This is a genomic window from Rathayibacter sp. PhB127, from assembly GCF_003751665.1.
In the GTDB taxonomy this organism is placed as follows: Bacteria; Actinomycetota; Actinomycetes; order Actinomycetales; family Microbacteriaceae; genus Rathayibacter; species Rathayibacter festucae.
In genome coordinates, this window is sequence record NZ_RKHW01000001.1 from 754,404 (window position 1) to 776,952 (window position 22,549).

A 22,549-nucleotide genomic window follows, 5' to 3' on the forward strand; every position below is an offset into this window, starting at 1 on the left:
GCCGCGCGGGGGGAGTGGACCCGCGGAGGGGGATGCGAAGAAGGGGATGGTTCCCCTCCGCGGGCCACAGGGGGCGCCGGCGCGCGGCCGGCGGGATCGGGATCAGGCCGCGTGCGCGCCCGGCAGCTCCTCGGCGAGCAGCCGCAGGCGCAGCGCCCGGAGCTCGGCGGTCAGCTCGGGCGGCAGGCGGTCGCCGAAGCGGGCGAAGAACGCCTCCGTCAGCGCGCACTCGTCGAGCCACGCCTCCACCGGGACGGAGAACAGCTCCTCCTTCGCGGCGGCCGAGAGGTTCAGCCCGTGCGTGTCGATCGACAGCGGCAGGTCGCCGATCGCGCTGGGCCGCGACTCCGCGAGCCCCTCGATCCGCCGGACGAGCCACTGCAGGACCCGCGCGTTGTCGCCGAAGCCGGGCCAGAGGAAGGAGCCGTCGGCGCCCTTGCGGAACCAGTTGACCTGGAAGATCGCGGGCGCCTTCTCGCCGAGGTCCGCGCCGATCGCGAGCCAGTGCGCGAAGTAGTCGGCCATGTTGTAGCCGCAGAAGGGCAGCATCGCGAACGGGTCGCGCCGCAGCTCGCCGACCGTCCCCTCCGCGGCGGCCGTCTTCTCGGAGGCGATGGTCGCGCCGAGGAAGACGCCGTGCTGCCACGAGGTGGCCTGGGTGACGAGCGGCACGTTGCTCGCCCGGCGCCCGCCGAAGACGATCGCGTCCAGCGGCACGCCCTCGAAGGCGTCCCACTCGCGCGAGAGCGTCGGGCACTGCTCGGCCGGCGCCGTGAAGCGCGCGTTCGGATGCGCGGCCGGGGTCCCGGAGGCGGGCGTCCACGGCTCGCCGCGCCAGTCGGTCAGGTGCTCGGGCACCTCGTCGGTGAGGCCCTCCCACCAGACGTCGCCGTCCTCGCGGAGTGCGACGTTGGTGAAGATCGTGTTGCCCCAGAGGGTGTGCACGGCGTTGGGGTTGCTGCTCTGCCCGGTGCCGGGCGCGACGCCGAAGAACCCGGTCTCGGGGTTCATCGCCCAGAGTCGGCCGTCCTCGCCCTTCTTCATCCAGGTGATGTCGTCGCCGAGTGTCTCGACGCGCCAGCCGGGGACGGTCGACTGCAGCATCGCGAGGTTCGTCTTGCCGCAGGCGCTCGGGAAGGCGGCGGCCACGTGGTAGCTGCGGCCCTCGGGCGAGACGATCCGGATCAGGAGCATGTGCTCCGCGAGCCAGCCCTCCTCGCGGCCCATCGCCGAGGCGATCCGCAGCGCGAAGCACTTCTTGGCCAGCAGGGCGTTGCCGCCGTAGCCGGAGCCGAACGACCAGATCTCGCGCGTCTCGGGGAACTGCGTGATGTACTTCGTCGAATTGCAGGGCCAGGCGACGTCGTCGCGGGTCGCGCCGTCGACGTCGCGGAGCGGGAAGCCGACCGAGTGCACACCGCGGACGAAGGCGGTCTCCTCGGTGAAGGCGGCGAGCGGCTCGGCGCCGACACGGGCCATGATCCGCATGTTGAGCACGGCGTAGGCGGAGTCGGTCAGCTGCACGCCGAGCTGCGAGAGCGGGCCGCCGACCGGGCCCATCGAGAACGGGACGACGTACAGCGTCCGGCCGCGCATCGAGCCGGCGAAGAAGGGCGCGAGCTCGGCCTTCATCGCGGAGGGCTCGCGCCAGTTGTTCGTGGGGCCGGCGTCGGACTCGTTCGTCGTGCAGAGGAAGGTGCGGTCCTCGACGCGGGCGACATCGTCGGGGTCCGTGCGGGCGAGGAACGAGCCGGGCCGCCACTCCGGGTTCAGAGCGATCAGCTTCCCCTCCTCGACCATCCGGGCGGTGAGGCGGTACCACTCGGCGGGGGAGCCGTCGCACCACTCGATGGCGTCGGGCTGGAGGATCGCGGCCGTCTCGCGCACCCAGCGGCGCAGGGCCAGCGGGGCGGGCGGCACGACCGGCGCGGCGACCGGGATCGGCGCGGTCATGGTGGTCGTCTCGAGGAGGAGGGTGTTGCTGTAGATGCTCATGCTGGCTCCGCTTTCAGTGCAGTCGTCGTCGACGGGGTGGGGAGTCGGTCCTCGTGGCGGTCGTGATCCGACGGTGCGAGGGGCGTTCTCTGGCGCCTGAAGCCAGGATGGAGGAGGATCGAGGGGTATTTGCGAGGCCTTAACCGTCAAGAACCGCGGTTTTTGCGCCTTCGTCATAACCGATCGCTGGAGCTCGCCGTGACCGACACCACCGCCCCCGCCGCCGGCCCCTCGGCCGGGACCGATGCCGCCCTGCTCGGGCAGCGCATCCGGCACTTTCGCACCCGCCGCGGGCTGACCCTCGGGCAGCTCGCCGAGCGCGTGGGCGTCTCGGGCAGCCAGCTCTCGCTGATCGAGACCGGTCGCCGGGAGCCGCGGCTCTCGCTGATGCAGGCGCTCGCCACGGCGCTGGGCGTCGAGCTGGCCGCGCTGCTCTCGGACGAGCCGCCGAGCGAGCGCGCCGCCCTCGAGATCGAGCTGGCGCGGGTGCAGAAGGGGTCGCTCTACCGCTCGCTCGGGCTGCCGGAGTTCAAGGTCAACAAGAGCCTGACCACGCCCGTCCTCGAGGCGTTCCTCGGCGTCTACCGCGAGCTGGCGCGCCGCAAGAGCGAGGCCAGCGCGACACCGGAGGAGGCGCGGCGCGCCAATACCGCCCAGCGGCTGCAGCTGCGCGAGCGCAACGCGTACCTGCCCGAGATCGAGGCGGTCGCCGGCGAGATGCTCCGCACGGTCGGGCACCGCGGAGGCGCGCTGACCCACAGCTCGGTCTCGAAGATGGCGCGGCACCTCGGCTTCGAGATCATCCACGTCGGCGATCTGCCGCACTCGGCCCGCTCGGTGATCGACCTCGCCAACGGACGGATCTACCTGCCGCCCGCCTCGATCCCCGGCGGGCACGGGCTGCGGGCGCTCGCCCTGCAGGCGATGGCGCACCGGCTGCTCGGCCACGAGCGCCCGGTCACCTACGCCGACTTCCTCCGGCAGCGGCTCGAGATCAACTACTTCGCGGCGGCCTGCCTGATGCCGCTGGAGCCGGCCGTGGCGTTCCTGGAGGAGGCGAAGCGCGAGCGCGACATCTCCGTCGAGGACTTCCGCGACGGCTTCGGCGTCACGCACGAGGCGGCGGCGCTGCGCTTCACCAACCTGCTGACCTCGCACCTCGACATCCGGATGCACTTCCTCCGCGTGCTCGGCGACGGCTCGATCCAGAAGGCCTACGAGAACGACGGCCTGCCGCTGCCGACCGACGTGACGGGCGCCGTGGAGGGGCAGATCGTCTGCCGCTACTGGTCGGCGCGCTCGGCCTTCAGCCGCACCAACCGCACGACGGAGTACTACCAGTACGTGGACACGCCGGCCGGGACCTTCTGGTCGGCCTCGCAGACCGGCACCACCGCGACGGAGGAGTTCTCGATCACCGTCGGCGTCCCCTTCGCCGAGGCGCGCTTCTTCCGAGGCCGCGACACCGACCGCCGCGAGCAGTCCCGCTGCCCCGACGAGTCCTGCTGCCGCCGCGCCCCCGCCGAGCTCGCCCAGCGCTGGGACGGCAACGCCTGGCCCAGCGCCCGCCTGCACGCGCACGTCCTCGCCCCGCTGCCCTCCGGCACCTTCCCCGGCATCGACGACGCCGAGGTCTACGCCTTCCTCGACACCCACGCCCGCGAGTCCTGACTGCTCTCGCGAGATGCCACTTGGGTACGCCTCCACCGGCGTGTCGCGTACCCAAGTGGCATCTCGCGGAGGGGGCTGTGGAGAACGCGAGCGGGGGTGGCATCGGAGCGGGCAGGGTTCCGGCATGGAAGAGGAACCCGGCAAGGTCATCGCATCGAGGGACGGGGTGTCGCGGCGGCGACTCGCGACCGACTATCCCGTCGTCGCCTTCCGCGGGGCACGCGCGACGGTCGAGCCGATCACCTACGGGGAGCGGATCGCGGCGTTCTCCGCGGTGATGCGGCCGGGGGAGTTCTTCTCGCACGACACCGCTGCGCATCTGCTCGGCCTTCCCGGCCGCACGCCGACGGAGGTCACGCCGCTGCACGTGTCCGTCGCCCCGCCGCTGCGGGCGGCACGGCGGGTCGGCGTGCGCTCGCACCACCTCTGGGACGAGGCGGTGACGGTCGTCGACGCGGGGTTTCCGGTCGCCGATCCGGCGTCCACCTTCTGCCACCTCAGCTCGTCGCGCTCGCTCGATGATCTCGTCGTGCTCGGCGACGCCCTCGTCCGCCCCGACGAGGAGGGGCGGCGTCACGGTCTCCGCGTCGACCTGACTGTGCTCGCGGCGAGGGTCGCCGGCTACCGGGGAAGGGGCGGAAAGCGCGCCCGCGAGGCGATCGGCTGGGTCCGCGAGGGCTCCGAATCACCGATGGAGACGCTGCTCCGGCTGCTGCTGATCCGAGCGGGGCTGCCGGAGCCGGAGCTGAACGTCGAGCTCTACGACGCCGACGGCCGCTTCGTCGCACGGGTGGACCTGCTGTACCGCGACCAGCGGGTCGTCGTGGAGTACGACGGCGACCACCATCGGACCGACAAGCTCCAGTACGAGCGGGACATCGCCCGCAGCGAGGCGATCCAGGCGCTCGGCTACCACCACCTCCGCATCCGCGCGTCGGGAGTCCTCGACCACCCCGAGGCGACGGCGGTCCGAGTCCGCCGCGCCCTCACCCGCTGACCCGACCCGCTGACCCACGCGCAGGATCCCCTCCGCGAGATGCCACTTCGGTACGCGACACGCCGAGGGAGGCGTACCCAAGTGGCATCTCGCGGGAGGAGCCGGGGTCAGCCGGAGATCAGGGCGCGGGCCGTGCCCTCGTCGAGGATGAGGTCGGTGAGGAGGCCGGCGGCGAGGGCGCCGCGCAGGCCCGGGAGCTTCGAGGCGCCCGAGACGACGCAGATGCGGCGGGAGGCGCGGCGCACGGTGGAGAGGTCCGGGCCGCTTGCACGTTCGTTCATGGGGATGTCGTCCCAGGTGCCGTCGGCCCGGTAGAACACGGTGGCGACGTCGCCGACCACGCCGGACGCGCTGAGCGAGGTGAAGTCGCTCGGCTCCAGGTAGCCGCCGATGTAGACCTTCGAGGGCACCGCCGCGAACGGCGAGCCGAGGCCGAAGAGCGCGACGTCCATCCGCTGCTGCAACTCCAGCACCCGCTTGGTCGATCGCTCGCGCCAGACCGCCTTCTTGGTCATCGGGTCGTCGAAGAACGCCGGCACCGGGAACTGCTGCACCTTCGCGGCGTAGGCGTCGCCGAAGCGGCGCAGGATCTCGCTCGAGTAGTTGATGCCGGTGGTCTCGGTGTTGCCCGCGCCGTTGAGCTGCACGATCTGGGTGTTGTGCGTCTCCTTGGCGATCAGGTGCCGGCTCATCGCGCTCATCGTCGAGCCCCAGGCGATGCCGACGATCATGTTCGAGTCGATGAACGGCCCGAGGATCCGCGCGGCCGACAGCGCGACGCGCTCGAGCCGGTCGATCTCGCTGGTGTGGTCCGGCACCGGGACGATGTGCGCCGTGATGTCGAAGTGCGCGCGCACCTCCGCCGACAGGGCGCTCGCCCGGTCGAGGGGGGAGCGGATCTGGATGTCGACCAGTCCCGTCGCCCGGGCGTGCGAGAGCAGCCGCGACACCGAGGAGCGCGAGGTGTGCAGCTCGTGCGCGATGGCGTCCATCGTCAGGTCCTGCATGTAGTACAGCTGCGCGGCCCGGAGCGCGTCGCGCGTCTTGTCCGGGTGGGTCGCGTGCGTCGTCTCGTCCAGCTCGACGACCGGTCGGACAGGGGTCATTGCCACTCCTTGCACGTATTTCCACCCGTCTTGACCGGATGTGTTGTCGGGTCAAGGATGGCTGTATTCCCTCGCGATATCAACCGTCCATCTGGGGCGGCCACACTCGCACGAGGCATTCGACGCAACACCTACGACACGAAGGCGAGTACGAAGTGGCACAGTCTGTCGGAACTCCCGGAAGCTCCTCTCTCCGCGAGAGCGTCTCCGCACTGCGGGACACCCCCCGCGCGACCGTCCTCGTGATCGGCGGTGGCATCAACGGCATCGGGACGTTCCGCGAGCTCGCGCTCAACGGCGTCGACGTCGCCCTCGTCGAGCGCGGCGACTACGTCTCGGGTGCGTCCAGCGCCTCGAGCCACATGATCCACGGCGGCATCCGCTACCTCGAGAACGGCGAGTTCCGCCTCGTCAACGAGGGCGTGAACGAGCGCAACGGCCTGCTCAAGATCGCTCCGCATTACGTGAAGCCGCTGCAGACCACGATCCCGATCTACTCGACGTTCTCGGGCATCCTGGCCGCGCCGCTGCGCTTCCTCACGCACAAGTCGGGCAAGCCCCAGGAGCGCGGCGCGCTGCTGATCAAGGTCGGCCTGACCCTGTACGACTTCTTCTCCCGCGACGGCGGCGTCGTCCCGCGCCACCAGTTCCACGGCCGCAAGCGCTCGCTGAACGAGCTGCCCAAGCTCGACCCGAAGATCAAGTACACCGCCACCTACTTCGACGCCTCCGTGCACGAGCCCGAGCGCCTGGCGCTCGACGTGCTGCGCGACGCGCTCGTCGGCGGCACGAAGGCCCGCGCGGCCAACTACGTCGAGGCCGTCGGCACCTCCGAGGGCGGCGTGCTGCTGCGCGACCGCGAGAGCGGCGAGGAGTTCGCCTTCCAGGCCGACGTCGTCGTCAACGTCTCCGGACCGTGGACCGACTTCACCAACACGGCGCTCGGCACGACCACGAAGTTCATGGGCGGCACCAAGGGCTCGCACATCGTGCTCGACAACCCCGAGCTGGTCGAGGCCTGCGAGGGCCGCGAGATGTTCTTCGAGCACAGCGACGGCCGCATCGTGCTGATCTACCCGCTCAAGGGCCGGGTCATGGTCGGCACCACCGACATCGAGGCCGACCCCAACGAGCCGGCCGTCTGCACCGAGGAGGAGATCGACTACTTCTTCGACCTGGTGAACCACGTGTTCCCCTCCATCCCGGTCACCCGCGAGCAGATCGTCTTCAAGTTCTCCGGCATCCGCCCGCTGCCCCGTCACGACGACGAGACCCCCGGCTTCGTCTCCCGCGACTACCGCATCGAGCCCTCGACTGTCCCCGGCGGGAAGACCCCCGTGCTGAGCCTGGTCGGCGGCAAGTGGACGACGTTCCGCGCCCTGTCCGAGCACCTCTCGAACGAGGTCTTCAAGCGGATCGGCGTCACCCGCCGCGTTTCCACCGTGAAGACCGCGATCGGCGGCGGCAAGGGCTTCCCGCGCACGGACGCCTCGCGCGCCCAGTGGATCAGCCAGCACCGCTCCGGCCTGTCCTCGGCCCGCACCGGCCAGCTGCTCGAGCGCTACGGCACCCGCGCCCAGGAGGTCATCGAGGCACTGGCCGACGGTCACGACGAGGCGCTCGACTTCGACAAGGACTTCACCACCGGTGAGATCCGCTACCTCGCCCAGCGCGAGAGCGTCGTGCACCTGATCGACCTGGTCATGCGCCGCACCAACCACGCCTTCACCGGCGGCCTGAGCCGCGAGCTCCTCGAGGAGCTCGCCCAGCACACCGGCGAGGTCCTCGGCTGGGACGAGGCCAAGCGCGCCCAGGAGGTCGACGCAACGATCGAGCACCTGAAGAAGTACAACGGCGTCGATGTCGGCGGCACCTCGGTGCAGGCGCCGACGGCGGTCGTGGCCTCCTAGCAGGGCGACTGGCGCGGATCGACGGGAGTCCCGGTTCGAGGAGTGATCTCGAGCCGGGACTTCCGTCGTCACAACGCACAAACGTGCACGCGGCGTTCCTTGTCCCCGGTACGGGGCGCCGATAACTTCACACCGTCGGGCATCGATGCCCGTCGCGGGCGCGTTCGCGCGTTCCGATCGACGAAAAGGAAAAGGTCAACGTGGACAATCTCGGAGTGGTGTTCCTCGCGGAAGTCGTGGGAACGGCGATGCTCGTGCTCCTCGGCTGCGGCGTGGTCGCCAACGTCGCGCTCGTGAAGAGCAAGGGTCTCAACGGCGGGACCCTGATGGTCAACTTCGGCTGGGGCTTCGCCGTCTTCGCCGGTGTGATCGTCTCCTACAACTCGGGTGCGCACCTCAACCCGGCCGTCACGCTCGGCCTCGCGGCCAGTGGAGCGACGGAGTTCGGCTCGGGCGTCCCGGTCAACATCGTCTCGATCCTGATGTACATCCTCGCCCAGATGATCGGTGCGATCCTCGGCGCCGTCTTCTGCTGGCTCGCCTACAAGCAGCACTTCGACCAGGAGCCCGACCCGGCCAACAAGCTCGGCGTCTTCTCCACCGGTCCTGCGATCCGCAGCTACGGCTGGAACTTCGTCACCGAGGTCATCGGCACCTTCGTCCTCGTCTTCGTCGTCATCGGCTTCGGCGGCGGACGCCAGGGCGACGGCGGACTCGCGGCGCTCGGCGCCCTGCCCGTCGCCATCCTGGTGATCGCGATCGGCGCCTCCCTCGGCGGCCCGACCGGCTACGCCATCAACCCGGCCCGCGACCTCGGTCCCCGCATCGCCCACGCGCTGCTGCCGATCAAGGGCAAGGGCTCCAACGACTGGAGCTACGCCTGGGTGCCCGTCGCCGGCCCGATCGTCGGCGGTGTCCTCGCCGGCCTCGCGTCGACCGCGCTGCTGCCGATCCTCTAGCCGATCCCCCGACCGGGCTCGCGGGCCGCTGCGGCTCGCGATCCGCACTCCACTTCACCCGTTACGAAGGAGTAATCATTCATGGCTGACTACGTCATCGCTATCGACCAGGGGACCACGTCGTCCCGCGCGATCATCTTCGACAAGAAGGGCTCGATCGTCTCGACCGGGCAGAAGGAGCACGAGCAGATCTTCCCGCGTGCGGGCTGGGTCGAGCACGACCCGATCGAGATCTGGAACAACGTCCGCGAGGTCATCGGCCAGGCGCTCTCCCGCGCCGACCTGACCCGCCACGACATCGCCTCCGTCGGCATCACCAACCAGCGCGAGACCGCGGTGGTCTGGGACAAGACCACCGGCAAGCCCGTCTACAACGCGATCGTCTGGCAGGACACCCGCACGCAGTCGATCGTCGACCGGCTCGCCGGCGACGAGGGCGCGGACCGCTTCAAGTCGATCGTCGGGCTCCCGCTCGCGACCTACTTCTCCGGCACCAAGATCGTCTGGATCCTCGAGAACGTCGAGGGCGCCCGCGAGAAGGCGGAGGCCGGCGACCTGATCTTCGGCACCACCGACACCTGGGTCCTCTGGAACCTCACCGGCGGAGTCGACGGAGGCGTGCACAAGACGGACGTCACCAACGCCTCGCGCACCCTCTTCCTCGACCTCGAGACGCTCGAGTGGCGCGACGACATCCTCGAGGCCTTCGGGGTGCCGAAGTCGATGCTCCCCGAGGTGTGCTCGTCGTCCGAGGTCTACGGGCAGGTCGAGTCCTCCTCGCTGCTGCGCGAGGTCCCGATCGCGGGCATCCTGGGCGACCAGCAGGCCGCGACCTTCGGCCAGGCGGCGTTCGATCCGGGCGAGGCGAAGAACACCTACGGCACCGGCAACTTCCTGATCTTCAACACCGGCACCGAGATCGTGCACTCCAAGAACGGGCTGCTCACGACGATCGGCTACAAGCTCGGCGACGGCGAGGTGCACTACGCGCTCGAGGGCTCGATCGCGGTCTCCGGCTCGCTGATCCAGTGGCTGCGCGACAACCTGGGCCTCATCGGCTCGGCCCCCGAGGTCGAGGCGCTGGCCGCGACCGTCGAGGACAACGGCGGCGCGTACTTCGTCCCCGCGTTCTCCGGCCTCTTCGCGCCGTACTGGCGAGCGGACGCGCGCGGTGCGCTCGTCGGCCTCACCCGCTACGTCAACAAGGGCCACATCGCCCGCGCCGCGCTCGAGGCGACGGCGTTCCAGACGCGCGAGGTCCTGGACGCGGTCAACGCCGACTCCGGCGTCCCGCTGCAGGAGCTCAAGGTCGACGGCGGCATGATCGCCAACAACCTGCTCATGCAGTTCCAGGCCGACATCCTCGGCGTCCCGGTCGTCCGGCCGGTCGTCGCGGAGACCACCGCCCTCGGCGCCGCGTACGCCGCGGGCCTCGCCGTCGGCTTCTGGGAGAACCTGGACGACCTGCGCCAGAACTGGCAGGAGGACTCGCGCTGGACCCCGCAGATGGACCAGGACGAGGCCGCGCGCCAGTACCGCCTCTGGAAGAAGGCCGTCACGAAGACCTTCGACTGGGTCGACGAGGACGTGCAGTAGTACCGCACCACTGAACGACGAGGGCCTGCGCACGTACCGTGCGCGGGCCCTCGTGCGTGGATCTCGAGACGCGCGCTGCGCGGGCCGCGCGGCCAAGAAGCGCGAGGAGCGCCCACAGACATGCTGGTCGAGTAGCGCGCAGCGCGTATCGAGACCCGCCCGGCGGAGCTCCGTCAGAGCAGCGGGCGCCGACGCCCCGTCGCGACCGCGACGAGCGCGAGCACCAGCAGCCAGGCCGGGCCCGCCAGCACGGCCGCGACCGTGGGCGACGCGGACGCCGACAGGGCGGCGAGGGGCACGACGTCCTCGAGGGCGGTGCCGCTCGCGAAGGTCGCGGCGCTGAGCGGCACCAGGGCCGCGAAGAGCACGAAGAGCGGTGCCCGGACGATCGTGCCGACCAGCGCACCCCAGATCGCGCCACCGACACCGGCCACGGGGACGAGGGCCACGACGCCGACATTCGGAGTGACCCTTCCCGCCGAGACGATCGCGACGCCGGCGACTCCGATCGCGACCGCCGCCGTCGCGAGCACCGCACCGGCACCGGCCGCCACCAGGAACCGGGCCGCGAGCGCCGGCCGAAGCCCCGACGAGAGCACGTCGCGTGCGAGGATCCCCTTCTCGAAGGCGCTCGCCGTCCGCAGTGCTCCGAAGGCCGCCGCGCCGACGACGCCGCCATGCAGCAGCGCCGCCGTGATCGCGTGCTCGAGTGAGGCCGCTTCTCCGGGCGGGAGCGCGCCGAGATCGACCTGCGACACGGCGACGAGGAGGGGGAGCACGGGCAGCAGTCCGAAGACCAGGCCCCAGAGCGGTGTCCGGCTCGCGACCACGCGCCGGAACTCGGCGGTGACGGCGCGGGTGAACGGTGCTTTCGCGGCCGCGTCCGTCACCGCGCCCGCCGCTGCTCGAGGAGCCGTGCGCCGCCGATCGCCAGGAGCGCCCAGGCGGCCAGGACGGCCAGCGCGAGCGGCGCCGGAAGCATCCCGTCGACCGGCGCCCCGGTCGCTCCGGCGACGGCTCCGATCGGGAGCAGCCGCCCGGCGCCGCGGGCGACGCCGAGGAGCGGCACGGCCAGGGCGGCGGGCAGGACCAGCACGATCGGGATGCAGGCGTAGTAGTTCCGCACCGTGTAGCCGACGCCCACGCCCAGCACGCCGCTGAGGGCGCACGCGAGGACGACGCCGAGCGAGGCGGACAGGAGCGATGCGTCGACCGTGACCCGGCGGCCGGCCGTCGCCAGGACCACCGTGGTGATCGGCCACCAGCCCACGACCGCCACGACCCCGAAGACCGCGCCCGAGACCGCGCCGGCCAGCGCCTTCGCCGCCAGGATCGCGTCCCGGCTGCCGAGCAGCAGTGTCCGGTCGAGCGAGTGGTAGTACGTCTCCCGGGTGTAGGCGTAGGACCCGTAGAAGCACGCGCCCAGGGCGGCGCAGGCCGCGAAGCCGAAGACGAAGCGGCTCGCCGGAGCGTCGTCGAGGCTGCTGAGCCGATCCGTCGTGCCGGGCATGCTCAGGGCGAAGACGGGGATCAGGATCGCGTAGACGAGGAGGACCGGGAACGACGAGCCGCTGCGGGAGCGCAGGATCTCGGCCCGTGCGAGCGCGCCGGCCCCGGTCATCGGCCGGCCTCGCCGTCGACGAGGTCGAAGTAGCCGTCCTCGAGACTCCGCCCGCCCGAGCGGGTGAGGTCCTCGAGCGGGCCGTGGAAGAGCATCCGGCGCCGCAGGACGACGACCTCGTCGACGGTGTGCTCGAGCTCGGCGAGCTGGTGGCTGGAGACGAGGACCGTCCGTCCGCGCTCGGCCTCGGCGCGGATCAGGCGCCGCAGCCAGCGGATCCCCTCGGGGTCGAGCCCGTTCGCCGGTTCGTCGAGGACGAGGATCTCGGGATCTCCGGCGAGGGCGGTGGCCAGACCGAGGCGCTGGCGCATCCCGGTCGAGTAGCCGCGGACCGGCCGCCGCGCCGCCTCGGCGAGGCCGACCGTCTCCAGCAGCTCGTCGACGCGGGAGAGCGGTGCGCCGACCGCGCGGCCGACGATCGCGAGGTGCCGACGGCCGGTGATGCCGTTCTCGAAGCCGAGGCCGTCGAGGTGCACGCCGACGACCCGCGCGGGAGCGCGCAGCTCCGCGAACCGGTGGCCGCCGATCCGGGCCTCACCGGAATCGGGGCGCAGCAGTCCGACCAGCCCGCGGAGCGCCGTGCTCTTGCCGGCGCCGTTCGGGCCGAGGAGCCCGACGACCGTCCCCTGCCGCACGGAGAAGCTGAGGTCGTCCACGACGCGGCGGCCGCGGAAGGTCTTGGTGAAGTGCTGGAAGTCGAGCGCAGAGCTCATGGGCGGACCTTTCGAGGGAGGGGGGTCATCGTCGTCGAGCGGTCGTGCCGCCGGCGCCGAACGGTCGGGCGGTCAGGTCGTCGAGGAGCCGGTGCACGGGGTCGACCAGCGTCGGGTAGTCGCCGGAGACCGATCGCGCGAGCACCTTCGCGGCGGCGAAGGCGAGGGCGGGCAGTGCTGCGTCCGAGTGCAGCCGCTCGCCGAGCACCTCGATGAGGGAGCGCCGGGCGTCCGGGGCGGCGAGGCTGTGCACGTAGAGGGTCGCGACGTCGAGGTGCTCGGGTCCGCGCCCCCAGGCCTCCCAGTCGGCGAGACCGAGCGGTGCGACGAGCAGGTTGCCGGGGTGCAGGTCGCCGTGCGCCGTCGTCCAGCACGGGGTGCCGCGCGGGAACCGGTCGCCGAAGAAGCTGTGCAGCAGCCGGTCCACCGTGGCGGGGACGGTCGATTCCCGCAGCGTCGGGACGGCGGCGAGCGCGTCGAGGATCCCGCCGAGCTCGACCCAGACCGCCGGATCGATGTCGGTCCCCGGCGCGAGCTCCGCCGTCGGGGACAGGGCACGACCGGGCAGGCGGGTCATCAGCTCGGCGCGGAGCCGGAACCCCTCCACGGAGGGCGGGTCCCACTCCTCGACGGCGAGCACGACCGGCTTGGGCAGGGCCGGGAGCACGGCGCTGTCCGCCGTGCCGGTCCACCACGTCCCGTGGGCGAGCGCCGAGGGGGAGCTGACGAGGCGGAGCCAGAGCGGCTCACCGCGGCGCCGGACGGGACCGGAGAGGCTCCTGCCTCGCCAGCCGAGGACCGTGTCGCCGTCCCTCACGACGGTGAGCGCGCGGAGGGCGTGCTCGAAGGCGCGCTCGAGCGCGTTCCCGCCGGTCACCGGCCGACCCCCAGGCGGCGGAGCGCGTCCCCGGTGACGAGATCGAGCACCGCACCACCGACCGTCCCGCGGCCGAGCGAGACCGAGGCGCCGCCCACCGGGGGAGTGCTCGCGGAGTCGGGCAGGGCGAGGGGATAGCCGACGGCGGGCACGTCGTCGAGCCCGGTGAGGGGCGCGAGCGCGGCGATCGGGGCGAGCAGCGGCTCCGCGGGACCGCTGATGACGGCCGTCGACCGCGGGGACCGCACCGCGATCCCGTTGCTGGTCAGCCGCACCGGGATGCCCGGCACGATCCTCGGGTCGGCCGAGGTCCGCACGAGGAAGGCCTCGCCGTTGCGGACGACGTAGCCGGCCTCGATGCGCTCCTCGAGGGGGAGGGCTGCGACGCCGACGAGAGCGGCGGCGAGGACAGTGGACGCGACGGCGACCCGGAGTGCTCCGACTCGCGCCTCCTTCGCGGCTCGCGCGAACCGGACGACGGAGACGACGAGCGCGCCGAGGAGCGCCGCGGCGAACACCAGCGCGATTGCCGCCCCCGGCTCGGTGAGGGTCAGGACGGGGACGCTGCGGACGTAGGCCCAGCCGACCAGGAGCAGGGCGAAGCCGCGGCAGCCGACCCCGAACAGGACGAGCCAGGGCGAGGCGCGTGGCGCGGTTCCGCCCAGCAGGCGCAGGACGGCGTCGCCGACGGCTCCGATCGCGGCTTTGCGCAGGAACGGCCGGTCGAGGACCGCGACCAGGGCGAGATAGCCGTCGAGGTGCACCAGGGGGATGAGGTTGGTGACCGCGCTGAGCGCGGCCGCGACGACGAAACAGGCGAGAGCAGGCCGGCCCGTCGGCGCCCAGAGCAGTGCGGTAGCGGCGCTCGCCGCGAGGACGAGGTGCACCGCCGGGCCGGCCAGCGCGACCGCCGCGCGGGAGCGCCGGTCGCCCAGGCGCCAGCCGTCGGTGACGTCGCAGAAGAACGCGGGCGCGAGGTAGAAGATCATCACCCCGGCACGCCGCGGCCGTCCACCGAAGGCCGCGAGGGACACGGCATGACCGGCCTCGTGCACCGCTCCCGCGAGCAGGAACGCGACCGAGACCGCGAGGAGCGAGGGCAGGGGCAGCGGCTCGCTGAGGACGGCGGCGATCTCCGCCGAGTGCGCGATCGCGCTCGCGGTGCCCAGGAGCAGCACGGCGCCGACCGCGGCGACGGCGAGCAGTCGGACCGGCCGCCTCCGCAGGAGCCGCGCGAGCGCGAGCGCCGGCCGCGTCGCATCGAGCAGGGTCAGCTGCAGACTCGCCGGCGGCCGGAGCTGCAGCCGGCGCGACCGGGGCTCGCGGCGCTCCGAGCCGACCAGGAGCCCGGCCGCCGCGAACTCGCGGAGCAGAGCGGCCGTCTCCTCGTCCGTCAGCGGCGTGCTCCTGGTGCCGTCCGTCTCGTCCGTCTCGTGCGCGCTCGGGCGGAGCCCGGCGGCGAAGGTCGCCACCGCGGGGCCGACCCGTGCGCGCGGGACGCCCCGCACCGAGAGGATCCACGGAGCGCCGGGCGCGATCGGCTCGTCGATCGTCACGGTGTCCGCCAGCCGGGGCGCGGGATCGCTCATGCCCGGACCAGCTGCAACAGCGTCGAGTCCTCGGTCTCCACCAGCGCCGTCCTCGCGACGAGCCGGAGTCCCGCGCGCTCGGCCTCCACCGCGACCTGGTCGGCGTCGACGACGTTCACCCGCGAGCGGAAGAAGCGTGCCGCCGCACGCCCCTCGGAATCGAGACCGAGCTGCACGACCTCGACGTCCCGGTGGAGACCGTCGGGGGTGACGGCGGACGTCACGACGGCCGCTCCCGGTCCGCCGGACGGCCCGGGCACGGCGCGGATGCGCGAGCTGCGGCTTCCGGCGATGTAGGCGTGGTCGGGGCTCGACGCGGTGATCAGGAGGACGCCGTCCGCTCCGAGGTGCTCGCGGGCGGCTCGGAAGAACGCGTGCCGGCCGGCGCGGTCCAGGAGAGCGACGGACGTCGCCCCGAGGACGACGGCGCCGAACCGGTCCGGAAGGTGGAAGCAGGTCATGTCGCCGACCAGCGCCCGGGAGCCGTCGGCGATCCTGGCGGCGGGCAGCGCCGCGATCCGCGACCGGAGGATGTCGATCATCGTCGGCGAGAGATCGAGGCCGACGACGGGACGGCCGAGGCCCAGGAGGGGCACGGTGAGGCGTCCGCCGCCGCAGGCGAGCTCGAGGATCGGCCCCTCGGTCCGGCGGACCGCCGCGAGCAGGGGGCTGATCTCGCTGCGGTCGTCGGCGGTGAAGTGCTCGTAGACGACGGACCCGGCGGGTCCGTAGAGGTCCTCAGGAGTCGCGGGGACGGTGGTGAGGGCGCCGAGGAGGGCGGCGCTCGCCGCGGTGAGCGGCTGTGTGTCCGAGGGGTGCTGCATGGTCGCTCCAGGGGTGAGGGCGGTTCCGGGCGCTCGCGCGCCCGGAACCGCCGGTTTGAATCGCTCAGGTCGCGACCAGGACGATGCCGCCGAGGGCGACGAGGATCTTGAGTCCCGTGTCGGCGACCCGCCAGCCGTCGGCCGGGGCGACCGCGGGTTCGATCTCCTCGAACAGATCTGCTCTCGTCATTGCTCACCTCCTTCGAGGTGTGCTCGGGATCGGGACATCGGGCGCTAGGTCAGGACGATGGCGCCGAGCCCGAGCCCGACGGCGATTCCGAGCTTGGCGGCGATGTACCAGTCCGAGTCGGGCGCCGCCATCGATTCGATCTCCTCGAATCGCAGGTCTGCCGATGGGTGCATGTCTTCTCCTCTTCCCGAGGGGCTGATGGGGTGCGTCGTCTCATGCTCGTTCCTGGTCAGGTGAGCATTCCGATGAAGACGGCCGCCACGGCGAGGCCGGTGGTGAAGCCCGCCGCCGCCGACTCCCAGTCGGGAGCGACCGCCGCCTCCAGCTCGTGGAACGCGAGTTCGTTCTGTGTGTTCATGTGTTCACCTCCTTCGTGACGTCGAGGGGCCTGCGCCGGCAGGAACGCCGCGCGCAGGAGTCGGAGGGCGTCGTCGAGCGCCAAGCCGGGCAGCGCCGAGCGGCCCCAGCGGGCGACGATCGCGAGTGCCGCGTCGCGGAGGGCGCGGTCGTCGACGGCGGGGACGGGAATGCCCCACCGCTCGGACCACTGGGCGCTGCCGACGATGGGATCGGCGTCGAGCCCGAGGGGAGCGGCGAACCACTGCCAGACCGCCCGTCGCCGCGCGCGACGCTCCGGGGAGTCGCGACTCCACAGGACGGGCAGCAGCGGCATCGTCGCCGGTACCTTCCGCAGGCCCGCGCGACTGCTCACCTCGTTCGCGAGGTACCAGTGCGTCGCCGCGAAAGGATCCGCGGTCGCCGAGCGCAGCACGCCGTGACTGCCGGCGCTCGCCGCAGCGAGCGTCGCGCGGTCGGCGCGGCGGACGAGCCCGGCGCTCTCGGCGACGCGGCCGCCGGCCTCGCCCAGCGACCCCAGCAGTCGCCTCGACCGATCGTCGGCGGAGCGGTCGGCGGGCGACCCGGACCGCGAGCCGATCAGCCGCAGGGCCGCCTCCGCCGCTCCCTCGAGCACGGACGAGCGGGTCAGCGTCGCCGTGAGCTCGGCGTCGAGCACGGCGGCATCGGCCCGGAGCGCTTCGCCGACCACGACGGAGCGGAGGCCGCCGATCTCGCGGCAGGCCGCGGCGCTCGTCTCGCTGCCGGGCCCGATCGTCGTGGGCACCAGGACGAGACGGGGCACCTCCGTCGACGCGGGGAGGTCCGGTGCGAGAAGGCCTCCGTGCCTGCCCAGCAGTCCGTCGAGGCGCGATCGGAGGGCGCGGTCGACGGCGAACAGGCGCGCCAGCGCCGCCACGTCGTGCAGCCTGCCGCCGCCGATGCCGACGAGGCGGTCGGGACGGACAGTGCGGAGGTCGCGGTCGACGGCGTCGAGCAGACGACCCTGCTCGGACGCGACGTCGAGGACGACCACCGGTCCGCGCAGTCGCTCGGGCTCGACGGCTCCGCACCGGACGAGCGTGCTGTCGAGCACGAAGAGGGTCCGCCGGGAGCCGGTGATCGCCGCATCCGACGCCAGACCGGACCGCAGATCGGTGCTGCGGACGCTCATGCGTCGAGCGCCGCACTGATGAGGCGCGGGATGTCTGCGAGGTCGTGGTCGCTGGACACCGCCGCAGGGAGGAACTGGATCCCGCCCGGCGCGGGATGCACGACCGCTCCGCGCCGCCGGATGTCCTCCACCAGGCCGAGGACCTCCTCGGCGTGGGCGACCCCCTCGATCCGCAGGGCCCGGAAGGACCCGGCACCGGAGGATCCGAGCACCCGCGGATGCGCGGACAGCGCGGCGACGGCCCGGTCGAGGCCGGTGCTCACGCGCGGGAAGCCGTCGGCTCCGAGCAGCTCGGGGAGCAGCGCGAGGCTCTGCAGGACGGCGGCGCAGACCGCGGGGGTCCCCGCCTGCGTCTCCGCATGGACGAACGGGGCGTCCGCGGCATCGATCTCGGCGAGGAGCCGCTCGCCGACGACCACGGCGGCCGCCGCGAGCGTGCCGTTCGTCAGCGCCTTCGAGAGGACCACCGCGTCGGGCGCGAACGGCCAGCGCGAGGAGGCGAGGAACGGGCCGGTGCGGCCGAAGCCGGTCGCCACCTCGTCCGCGACGACGGGGACGCCGTCCTGGGACGCGCGCTCGAGCACCGCGAGGAGTGCGTCCGAGAGCGGGAGAGCGCCGGAGCCGAGGACGGGCTCCACGACGATGCCGCAGATGCGCCGTCCCTCGCGGCGGAGGAGCGACTCCAGGGCGTCCGGGTCGTCGTGCGCCACGTGCCGGACCCCCGAGCGGTCGACGCCGTAGAGGTCCTGGCCCAGCTCGTCGCCGCTCAGAGCGTGGGCGCCGTAGGTGAGCCCGTGGTAGCTGCCGGACAGGCCGACGACCAGCCGGCGCTCCGGTCGCCTGAGGAGCGCGGCGCGCTGGCGGAGCAGCTTCATGACCGCGTCGTTCGCGCTGCCGCCCGAGGTGGTGAGGAGGACGCGCCGGAAGGAGGCGTCCGGGAGCGAGTCGCCGACGGCCGAGAGCAGTGCCGAGGCCGCCCGCTCCGCCCAGGGGTGACTCCGCCGGAAGAGGGAAAGGTAGGAGGCCTCGGTCAGAGCCGCGGCGATGGCGGCGGTGAACTCCGGCCGGCCGTAGCCGAACGGCACGTTCCACAGCCCGCTGGTGAGGTCGATCGCCTCGACGCCGTCGGCGAAGCGGACGCGTGTCCCCGACGCGCTCACCGCCGCAGCGGTCGTGGCCGCCGTCGTCGGAGAGACCAGGGGCACGACGACCGGCGAGGCCGTCACGCTGCTCTCCGGAGGTGGACGCCCGCGTGCTCGAACCGCTCGACGAGCCGTGCGACGAAGGCCTCGTCGGCCGGCGTGCGCGTCTCGTCGTCCGGGCCGTCGCTCAGCAGCCGCTCGACGACGACCGCGGTGGCGGGTGCGAGGGCGAACCGCCGCAGAGTCCGGGGCTCCACCAGCACGCGCTTGTCGCCCCGGTGCAGGAGGATCAGATCGGAGCGCGTGAGCGTCGCCACCTCCCCGTCCGGTCGGAGGGACGTTCCGAGCCCGGCCACCGACCACGCCGGGCCGGTGTCGTCGGCGGCGGCGAAGGCGAGGCCGGCGCGGTACAGCGCCAGCCAGGGGCGGCGCGCGATGTCGTCGGCGACATCGCCGCCCAGCACGGCGAGCCGGTCGAGCGGACGGTGTGTCCGGCCGAGGGCGGCCGCCAGACCGTCGGGGTCTCGGGCGTCGCCGAGGACCAGCCCGTCCGGACCGAGCCTCGCGACCCCGTCCTGGTCGACATCGACGGCGGAGACGGGTCCGGCAGCGGGGTCGTCCGTCAGCGGCAGACCGCTCACGGCGACCGCGGCTCCCAGGAGCTGCGGGACCAGCCTGCCGGAGGCGCGGGCGGCGTCGGCGTCCTCCAGATACGCCTGCCAGCCGTGCGCATCGCGGAGCCGTGCGGTCGTCGCACCGGTGACCGGGAGGAACGCGATCGAGGCGTAGTCCTCCGTCTGGACCCGCAGCTCGCCGAACCAGGCGACGTCTCCCGGCTCGTCGAGTCCACCGCGGTAGGTGAGGACGGCCACGCCGTCGCAGGTCGGGGCCTCGCAGGTCGCATGGTCGTCGGTCGCGCTCTCGGCCGGGAGGAGCAGGACGTCCTCCGGCCCGAGCAGTGGCTCCACCGCTCCTCGCCACCGCCGGTCGGCGAGGCGCACGACCCGTCGAGCGTCGACCCGATCACCCGTCACCCACTGGAGGACGGCCCGGGCGACTCCGCGTCGATCCACCGCGGTCGCTCGCGTGTCGGCGTCGGCGGAACGGGACGGAGTCGAGAGCGCCGTTCGTGAGCCGCGGTCGCCGGGATCGGGGGAGCGCGTCGCGTCTCCGTCGGGGCGGATCGGTCGTGGGTCGCAAGCCATACTCGGATGGTAATCGACCGAAGCTCACGTCTGTCAAGCGTGACTCGCCGAGCGGCTCGACGATCGCTGCTGTGCGCCACTGGCGGGGCTCGGCACGCGCCTCCGGCCCCTCCTGTCGGCGTCGGTGCTAGACATACCGGTATGAACAACGCAGCAGCAAGCAGGCGACTCCTGGGACGGCGGTGGCTGTCGTGAGATCCCGTTCCGACCTCGTCGTCCTCGTCGTCCTCGGTCTGTACGGCCTCGTCCGGGTCGCCCTCGACGCCCCTGCGGTCATCGCATCACCGAGCGCGCTCGGGATCGTGTCGCTGTGCACCTCCGCCGTGCTCCTCGTCGTGGCGATCGCGGCGCTCGCCCTCGAGCGGCGGCACAGACGGAGGAAGCGTGCCGCTGCGGCCTCGCCCGCCGCCGCCCAGACGGACCGAGAGGCCGGCGGCGGGCAGTAGAGCCGGAGGCGTCGGCCCGCCGACCCGCGTCAACGCCCACCGTGCGCCGATCTCTCATCATGCTGGTCGAGTAGCCCCGCAGGGGCGTATCGAGACCCACCCTCCTCAGAAGGCCGGTTTGCAGGTTCGTCCTCTGACGCGGGTGGATCTCGATACGCCCGCTGCGCGGGCTACTCGATCAGCATGGACACCGTGCAGCGAGTCCACGCATGTTGGTCGAGTAGCCCCGAGGGGCGTATCGAGACCCACCGTTCTCAGAAGGGCGGTTTGCAGGCTCCTCTTCCGGCGCAGGTGGATCTCGATGCGCCCGCTTCGCGGGCCACTCGATCAGCATGGACGCTGCTGGGCGGGCGACGGACCGCTCCGCACGTGCCGAGACGCCGGACCGCGGCCGCTCAGCCGGTCAGCCCCGCGATCACGTGCAGTTCGTCCAGCGAGCCGATGCGCCGCACCCCGAGCTCGACGGCCTCCGCCGGCAGCTCGCGCCCGTGCTCCGGCCCGCCGACCCGGTCGAGCCACACCCCGCGCAGACCGGCGCGCGCCGCGCCGATCGCGTCGGTGCCCAGCCGGTCGCCGACGTACAGCGCGTCGGCCGGAGCGACGCCGAAGCGCTCGCACGCGACATGGAAGATCCGCGCGTCCGGCTTCGTCACGCCGACCTCGCCCGACGCCACGAGGTGCTCGACCCGCTCCGTCAGACCGATCGCGTCCGTCTTCATCGTCTGGAAGTCCACATCGCCGTTGGTGATGACACCGATCCGGACGCCCGCCGCCTCGAGTCGATCGAGCACGGGCAGGGCGTCGTCGTGCAGCGTCCACGCGGCGACGTAGTGCCCCAGGTAGCTGGCGAACCACTCGCTCGCCTGCTCCGGCGTCAGCTCGACGCCCGCGTCCGCGGCGAACGCGACGGCGCGAGCGCGGCGCTGACCCTCGTAGTCGAGCTCGCCGGCGAGGTAGCGGTGGTAGTGCTCCTCCTCCAGCGCGTACCAGCGCCGCTGCAGCGCGCCCGCCTCGCCCGCGTACGCGTCGCCGAGCGTGGCCGCGTACGCGACGATCCCCTCGCGCACCGCGCGGGCGTGCGCGAAGAGCGTGTCGTCGAGGTCGAAGAGGGCGAGCCGGATCATCGAGGGCTCAGCGGCTGCGGCGCAGGAAGCCGACCCGCTCGTACACGGTCGCGAGCGTGCGCTCGGCCGTCTCCGAGGCGCGGTCCGCCGCGCGGGAGAGCACCCGGTCCAGTTCGGCCGGGTCCTCGAGCAGCTCGGCGGTGCGCGCGCGGATCGGATCGAAGGTCGCCGCGACGACCTCGACCAGGCCCTTCTTGAGATCGCCGTAGCCGCGGCCCGCGTACTCCTGCTCGAGCGACTCGATCGTGCGGCCGGCGAGGACGGAGTAGACGGTGAGCAGGTTCGAGACGCCCGGCTTCGCCGCGCGGTCGAAGCGCACCTCGGACTCGGTGTCGGTGACGGCGCGCATGATCTTCTTCGCGGTGACCTTCGGCTCGTCGAGCACGCTCAGGAGGCCCGCGTCCGACTCCGCGGACTTCGACATCTTCGCGCCGGGGTTCTGCAGGTCGTAGATCTTCGCCGTCTCCTTGGCGATGTACGGCTCAGGGATCGCGAACGTCTCGCCGAAGCGCGTGTTGAAGCGGCCCGCGAGGTCGCGGGTCAGCTCGAGGTGCTGGCGCTGGTCCTCGCCGACCGGCACGGCGTCGGTCTGGTACAGCAGGATGTCGGCGGCCATCAGGATCGGGTAGGTGAAGAGGCCGACCGAGGCCGCCTCCGTGCCCTGCTTCGCCGACTTGTCCTTGAACTGCGTCATCCGGCTGGCCTCGCCGAAGCCGGTCACCGTGTTCAGGATCCAGGCCAGCTCGGCGTGCGCCGGGACGTGCGACTGGATGAACAGCGTCGAGCGCTCCGGGTCGATGCCGGCCGCGATGTACTGCGCGGCGGTCGCGCGGGTGCGCGCGCGCAGCTCGGCGGGCTCCTGCGGCACGGTGATCGCGTGCAGGTCGACGACGCAGAAGTGCGCGTCGAAGTCGTCCTGCATCGCCACCCACTGGCTGAGGGCGCCGATGTAGTTGCCGAGGTGCAGCGAGCCGGAGGAGGGCTGCATGCCGGAGAAGATGACGGGCTTCGCGCCCGGAGTGCTGGGGGTCATGGTGAGGCCTCGTGAGTGACGGCGGCGCGGTCGGCGCCGGG

At 72.5% G+C, this 22,549-nt stretch carries 21 protein-coding genes; 6 read left to right on the forward strand and 15 right to left on the reverse strand.

Annotated elements, in window-relative coordinates; translation table 11 throughout:
- Window positions 1-102: 102 nt before the first annotated feature.
- Window positions 103-1,953 carry a phosphoenolpyruvate carboxykinase (GTP) gene (locus EDF22_RS03830; RefSeq protein ID WP_123704671.1) on the reverse strand — a complete coding sequence of 617 codons (1,851 nt, stop codon included), beginning with the start codon at window positions 1,951-1,953 and terminating at the stop codon, window positions 103-105.
- A 240-nt stretch (window positions 1,954-2,193) separates the two neighbouring features.
- Here EDF22_RS03830 and EDF22_RS03835 point away from each other — a divergent pair, with 240 nt between their 5' ends.
- Both EDF22_RS03835 and EDF22_RS03840 read left to right on the forward strand, forming a co-directional pair.
- Window positions 2,194-3,666, forward strand: a complete 1,473-nt coding sequence (locus EDF22_RS03835; RefSeq protein WP_123702520.1) for a helix-turn-helix domain-containing protein — start codon at window positions 2,194-2,196, stop codon at window positions 3,664-3,666.
- A gap of 124 nt (window positions 3,667-3,790) precedes the next feature.
- Window positions 3,791-4,663: an endonuclease domain-containing protein gene (locus tag EDF22_RS03840; RefSeq protein ID WP_185038714.1), complete on the forward strand. Its 873-nt coding sequence runs from the start codon at window positions 3,791-3,793 to the stop codon at window positions 4,661-4,663.
- A gap of 107 nt (window positions 4,664-4,770) precedes the next feature.
- Here the strand turns inward: EDF22_RS03840 and EDF22_RS03845 are convergent, their stop codons facing one another.
- Window positions 4,771-5,769 (reverse strand): sugar-binding transcriptional regulator, encoded by a 999-nt coding sequence (locus EDF22_RS03845; protein ID WP_123445261.1) that lies wholly within the window; start codon window positions 5,767-5,769, stop codon window positions 4,771-4,773.
- Between the two features lie 155 nt (window positions 5,770-5,924).
- On the opposite strand from EDF22_RS03845, the gene EDF22_RS03850 reads away from it, so the two are divergent.
- The 3 genes from EDF22_RS03850 (at window position 5,925) to glpK (ending at window position 10,234) form a co-directional block, all read left to right on the forward strand.
- Window positions 5,925-7,679 carry a glycerol-3-phosphate dehydrogenase/oxidase gene (locus EDF22_RS03850; protein WP_260303273.1) on the forward strand — a complete coding sequence of 585 codons (1,755 nt, stop codon included), beginning with the start codon at window positions 5,925-5,927 and terminating at the stop codon, window positions 7,677-7,679.
- Window positions 7,680-7,927: 248 nt separating this feature from the next.
- The gene (locus EDF22_RS03855; protein WP_397460150.1) at window positions 7,928-8,638 is read left to right on the forward strand and encodes an MIP/aquaporin family protein; all 711 of its coding nucleotides are present in this window, start codon (window positions 7,928-7,930) and stop codon (window positions 8,636-8,638) included.
- 81 nt (window positions 8,639-8,719) lie between these two features.
- Window positions 8,720-10,234: a glycerol kinase GlpK gene (gene glpK / locus EDF22_RS03860; RefSeq protein WP_123445264.1), complete on the forward strand. Its 1,515-nt coding sequence runs from the start codon at window positions 8,720-8,722 to the stop codon at window positions 10,232-10,234.
- 173 nt (window positions 10,235-10,407) lie between these two features.
- Here the strand turns inward: glpK and EDF22_RS03865 are convergent, their stop codons facing one another.
- The 11 genes from EDF22_RS03865 to EDF22_RS20705 all read right to left on the reverse strand — a co-directional run bounded on the left by EDF22_RS03865 (window position 10,408) and on the right by EDF22_RS20705 (window position 19,668).
- On the reverse strand, window positions 10,408-11,124 hold the full coding sequence (locus tag EDF22_RS03865; protein ID WP_123702528.1) for a hypothetical protein: 717 nt from the start codon (window positions 11,122-11,124) through the stop codon (window positions 10,408-10,410).
- Window positions 11,121-11,855, reverse strand: coding sequence for a hypothetical protein (locus tag EDF22_RS20700; protein ID WP_185020528.1), 735 nt, complete (start codon window positions 11,853-11,855; stop codon window positions 11,121-11,123). Before EDF22_RS20700 ends, EDF22_RS03865 begins: the two co-directional genes overlap by 4 nt.
- Window positions 11,852-12,568, reverse strand: coding sequence for an ABC transporter ATP-binding protein (locus tag EDF22_RS03875; protein ID WP_123702532.1), 717 nt, complete (start codon window positions 12,566-12,568; stop codon window positions 11,852-11,854). Before EDF22_RS03875 ends, EDF22_RS20700 begins: the two co-directional genes overlap by 4 nt.
- 25 nt (window positions 12,569-12,593) lie before the next feature.
- Window positions 12,594-13,445 carry a phosphotransferase gene (locus EDF22_RS03880; RefSeq protein WP_123702534.1) on the reverse strand — a complete coding sequence of 284 codons (852 nt, stop codon included), beginning with the start codon at window positions 13,443-13,445 and terminating at the stop codon, window positions 12,594-12,596.
- Complete coding sequence (mpaP, locus tag EDF22_RS03885) at window positions 13,442-15,034, reverse strand: daptide biosynthesis intramembrane metalloprotease (RefSeq protein WP_123702536.1); 1,593 nt, start codon at window positions 15,032-15,034, stop codon at window positions 13,442-13,444. The genes EDF22_RS03880 and mpaP overlap by 4 nt, the downstream gene beginning before the upstream one ends.
- The gene (gene mpaM, locus EDF22_RS03890) at window positions 15,031-15,858 is read right to left on the reverse strand and encodes a daptide-type RiPP biosynthesis methyltransferase (RefSeq protein ID WP_123702538.1); all 828 of its coding nucleotides are present in this window, start codon (window positions 15,856-15,858) and stop codon (window positions 15,031-15,033) included. The genes mpaP and mpaM overlap by 4 nt, the downstream gene beginning before the upstream one ends.
- Before the next feature lie 64 nt (window positions 15,859-15,922).
- Window positions 15,923-16,048: a hypothetical protein gene (locus tag EDF22_RS21200; protein WP_260300761.1), complete on the reverse strand. Its 126-nt coding sequence runs from the start codon at window positions 16,046-16,048 to the stop codon at window positions 15,923-15,925.
- 44 nt (window positions 16,049-16,092) lie between these two features.
- A complete protein-coding gene (locus EDF22_RS21205) occupies window positions 16,093-16,221 on the reverse strand; it encodes a daptide-type RiPP (RefSeq protein WP_260300762.1) in 129 nt (42 codons plus the stop codon).
- Between the two features lie 56 nt (window positions 16,222-16,277).
- Complete coding sequence (locus tag EDF22_RS03895; protein WP_123702540.1) at window positions 16,278-17,558, reverse strand: iron-containing alcohol dehydrogenase; 1,281 nt, start codon at window positions 17,556-17,558, stop codon at window positions 16,278-16,280.
- Window positions 17,555-18,784: a daptide-type RiPP biosynthesis aminotransferase gene (gene mpaD, locus EDF22_RS03900; RefSeq protein WP_208322992.1), complete on the reverse strand. Its 1,230-nt coding sequence runs from the start codon at window positions 18,782-18,784 to the stop codon at window positions 17,555-17,557. The genes EDF22_RS03895 and mpaD overlap by 4 nt, the downstream gene beginning before the upstream one ends.
- Entirely contained in the window at window positions 18,781-19,668 is an 888-nt protein-coding gene (locus EDF22_RS20705) for a hypothetical protein (protein ID WP_185038716.1), read from the reverse strand. Before EDF22_RS20705 ends, mpaD begins: the two co-directional genes overlap by 4 nt.
- Window positions 19,669-20,096: 428 nt before the next feature.
- Between EDF22_RS20705 and EDF22_RS03910 the strand changes: the two genes are divergently transcribed.
- The gene (locus EDF22_RS03910; RefSeq protein WP_148059107.1) at window positions 20,097-20,351 is read left to right on the forward strand and encodes a hypothetical protein; all 255 of its coding nucleotides are present in this window, start codon (window positions 20,097-20,099) and stop codon (window positions 20,349-20,351) included.
- A 395-nt stretch (window positions 20,352-20,746) separates the two neighbouring features.
- Here the strand turns inward: EDF22_RS03910 and EDF22_RS03915 are convergent, their stop codons facing one another.
- Together EDF22_RS03915 and trpS are read right to left on the reverse strand one after the other, a co-directional pair.
- A complete protein-coding gene (locus EDF22_RS03915) occupies window positions 20,747-21,475 on the reverse strand; it encodes an HAD family hydrolase (protein WP_123702544.1) in 729 nt (242 codons plus the stop codon).
- A gap of 7 nt (window positions 21,476-21,482) precedes the next feature.
- On the reverse strand, window positions 21,483-22,508 hold the full coding sequence (trpS, locus tag EDF22_RS03920; protein WP_123702546.1) for a tryptophan--tRNA ligase: 1,026 nt from the start codon (window positions 22,506-22,508) through the stop codon (window positions 21,483-21,485).
- Window positions 22,509-22,549 lie beyond the last annotated feature (41 nt).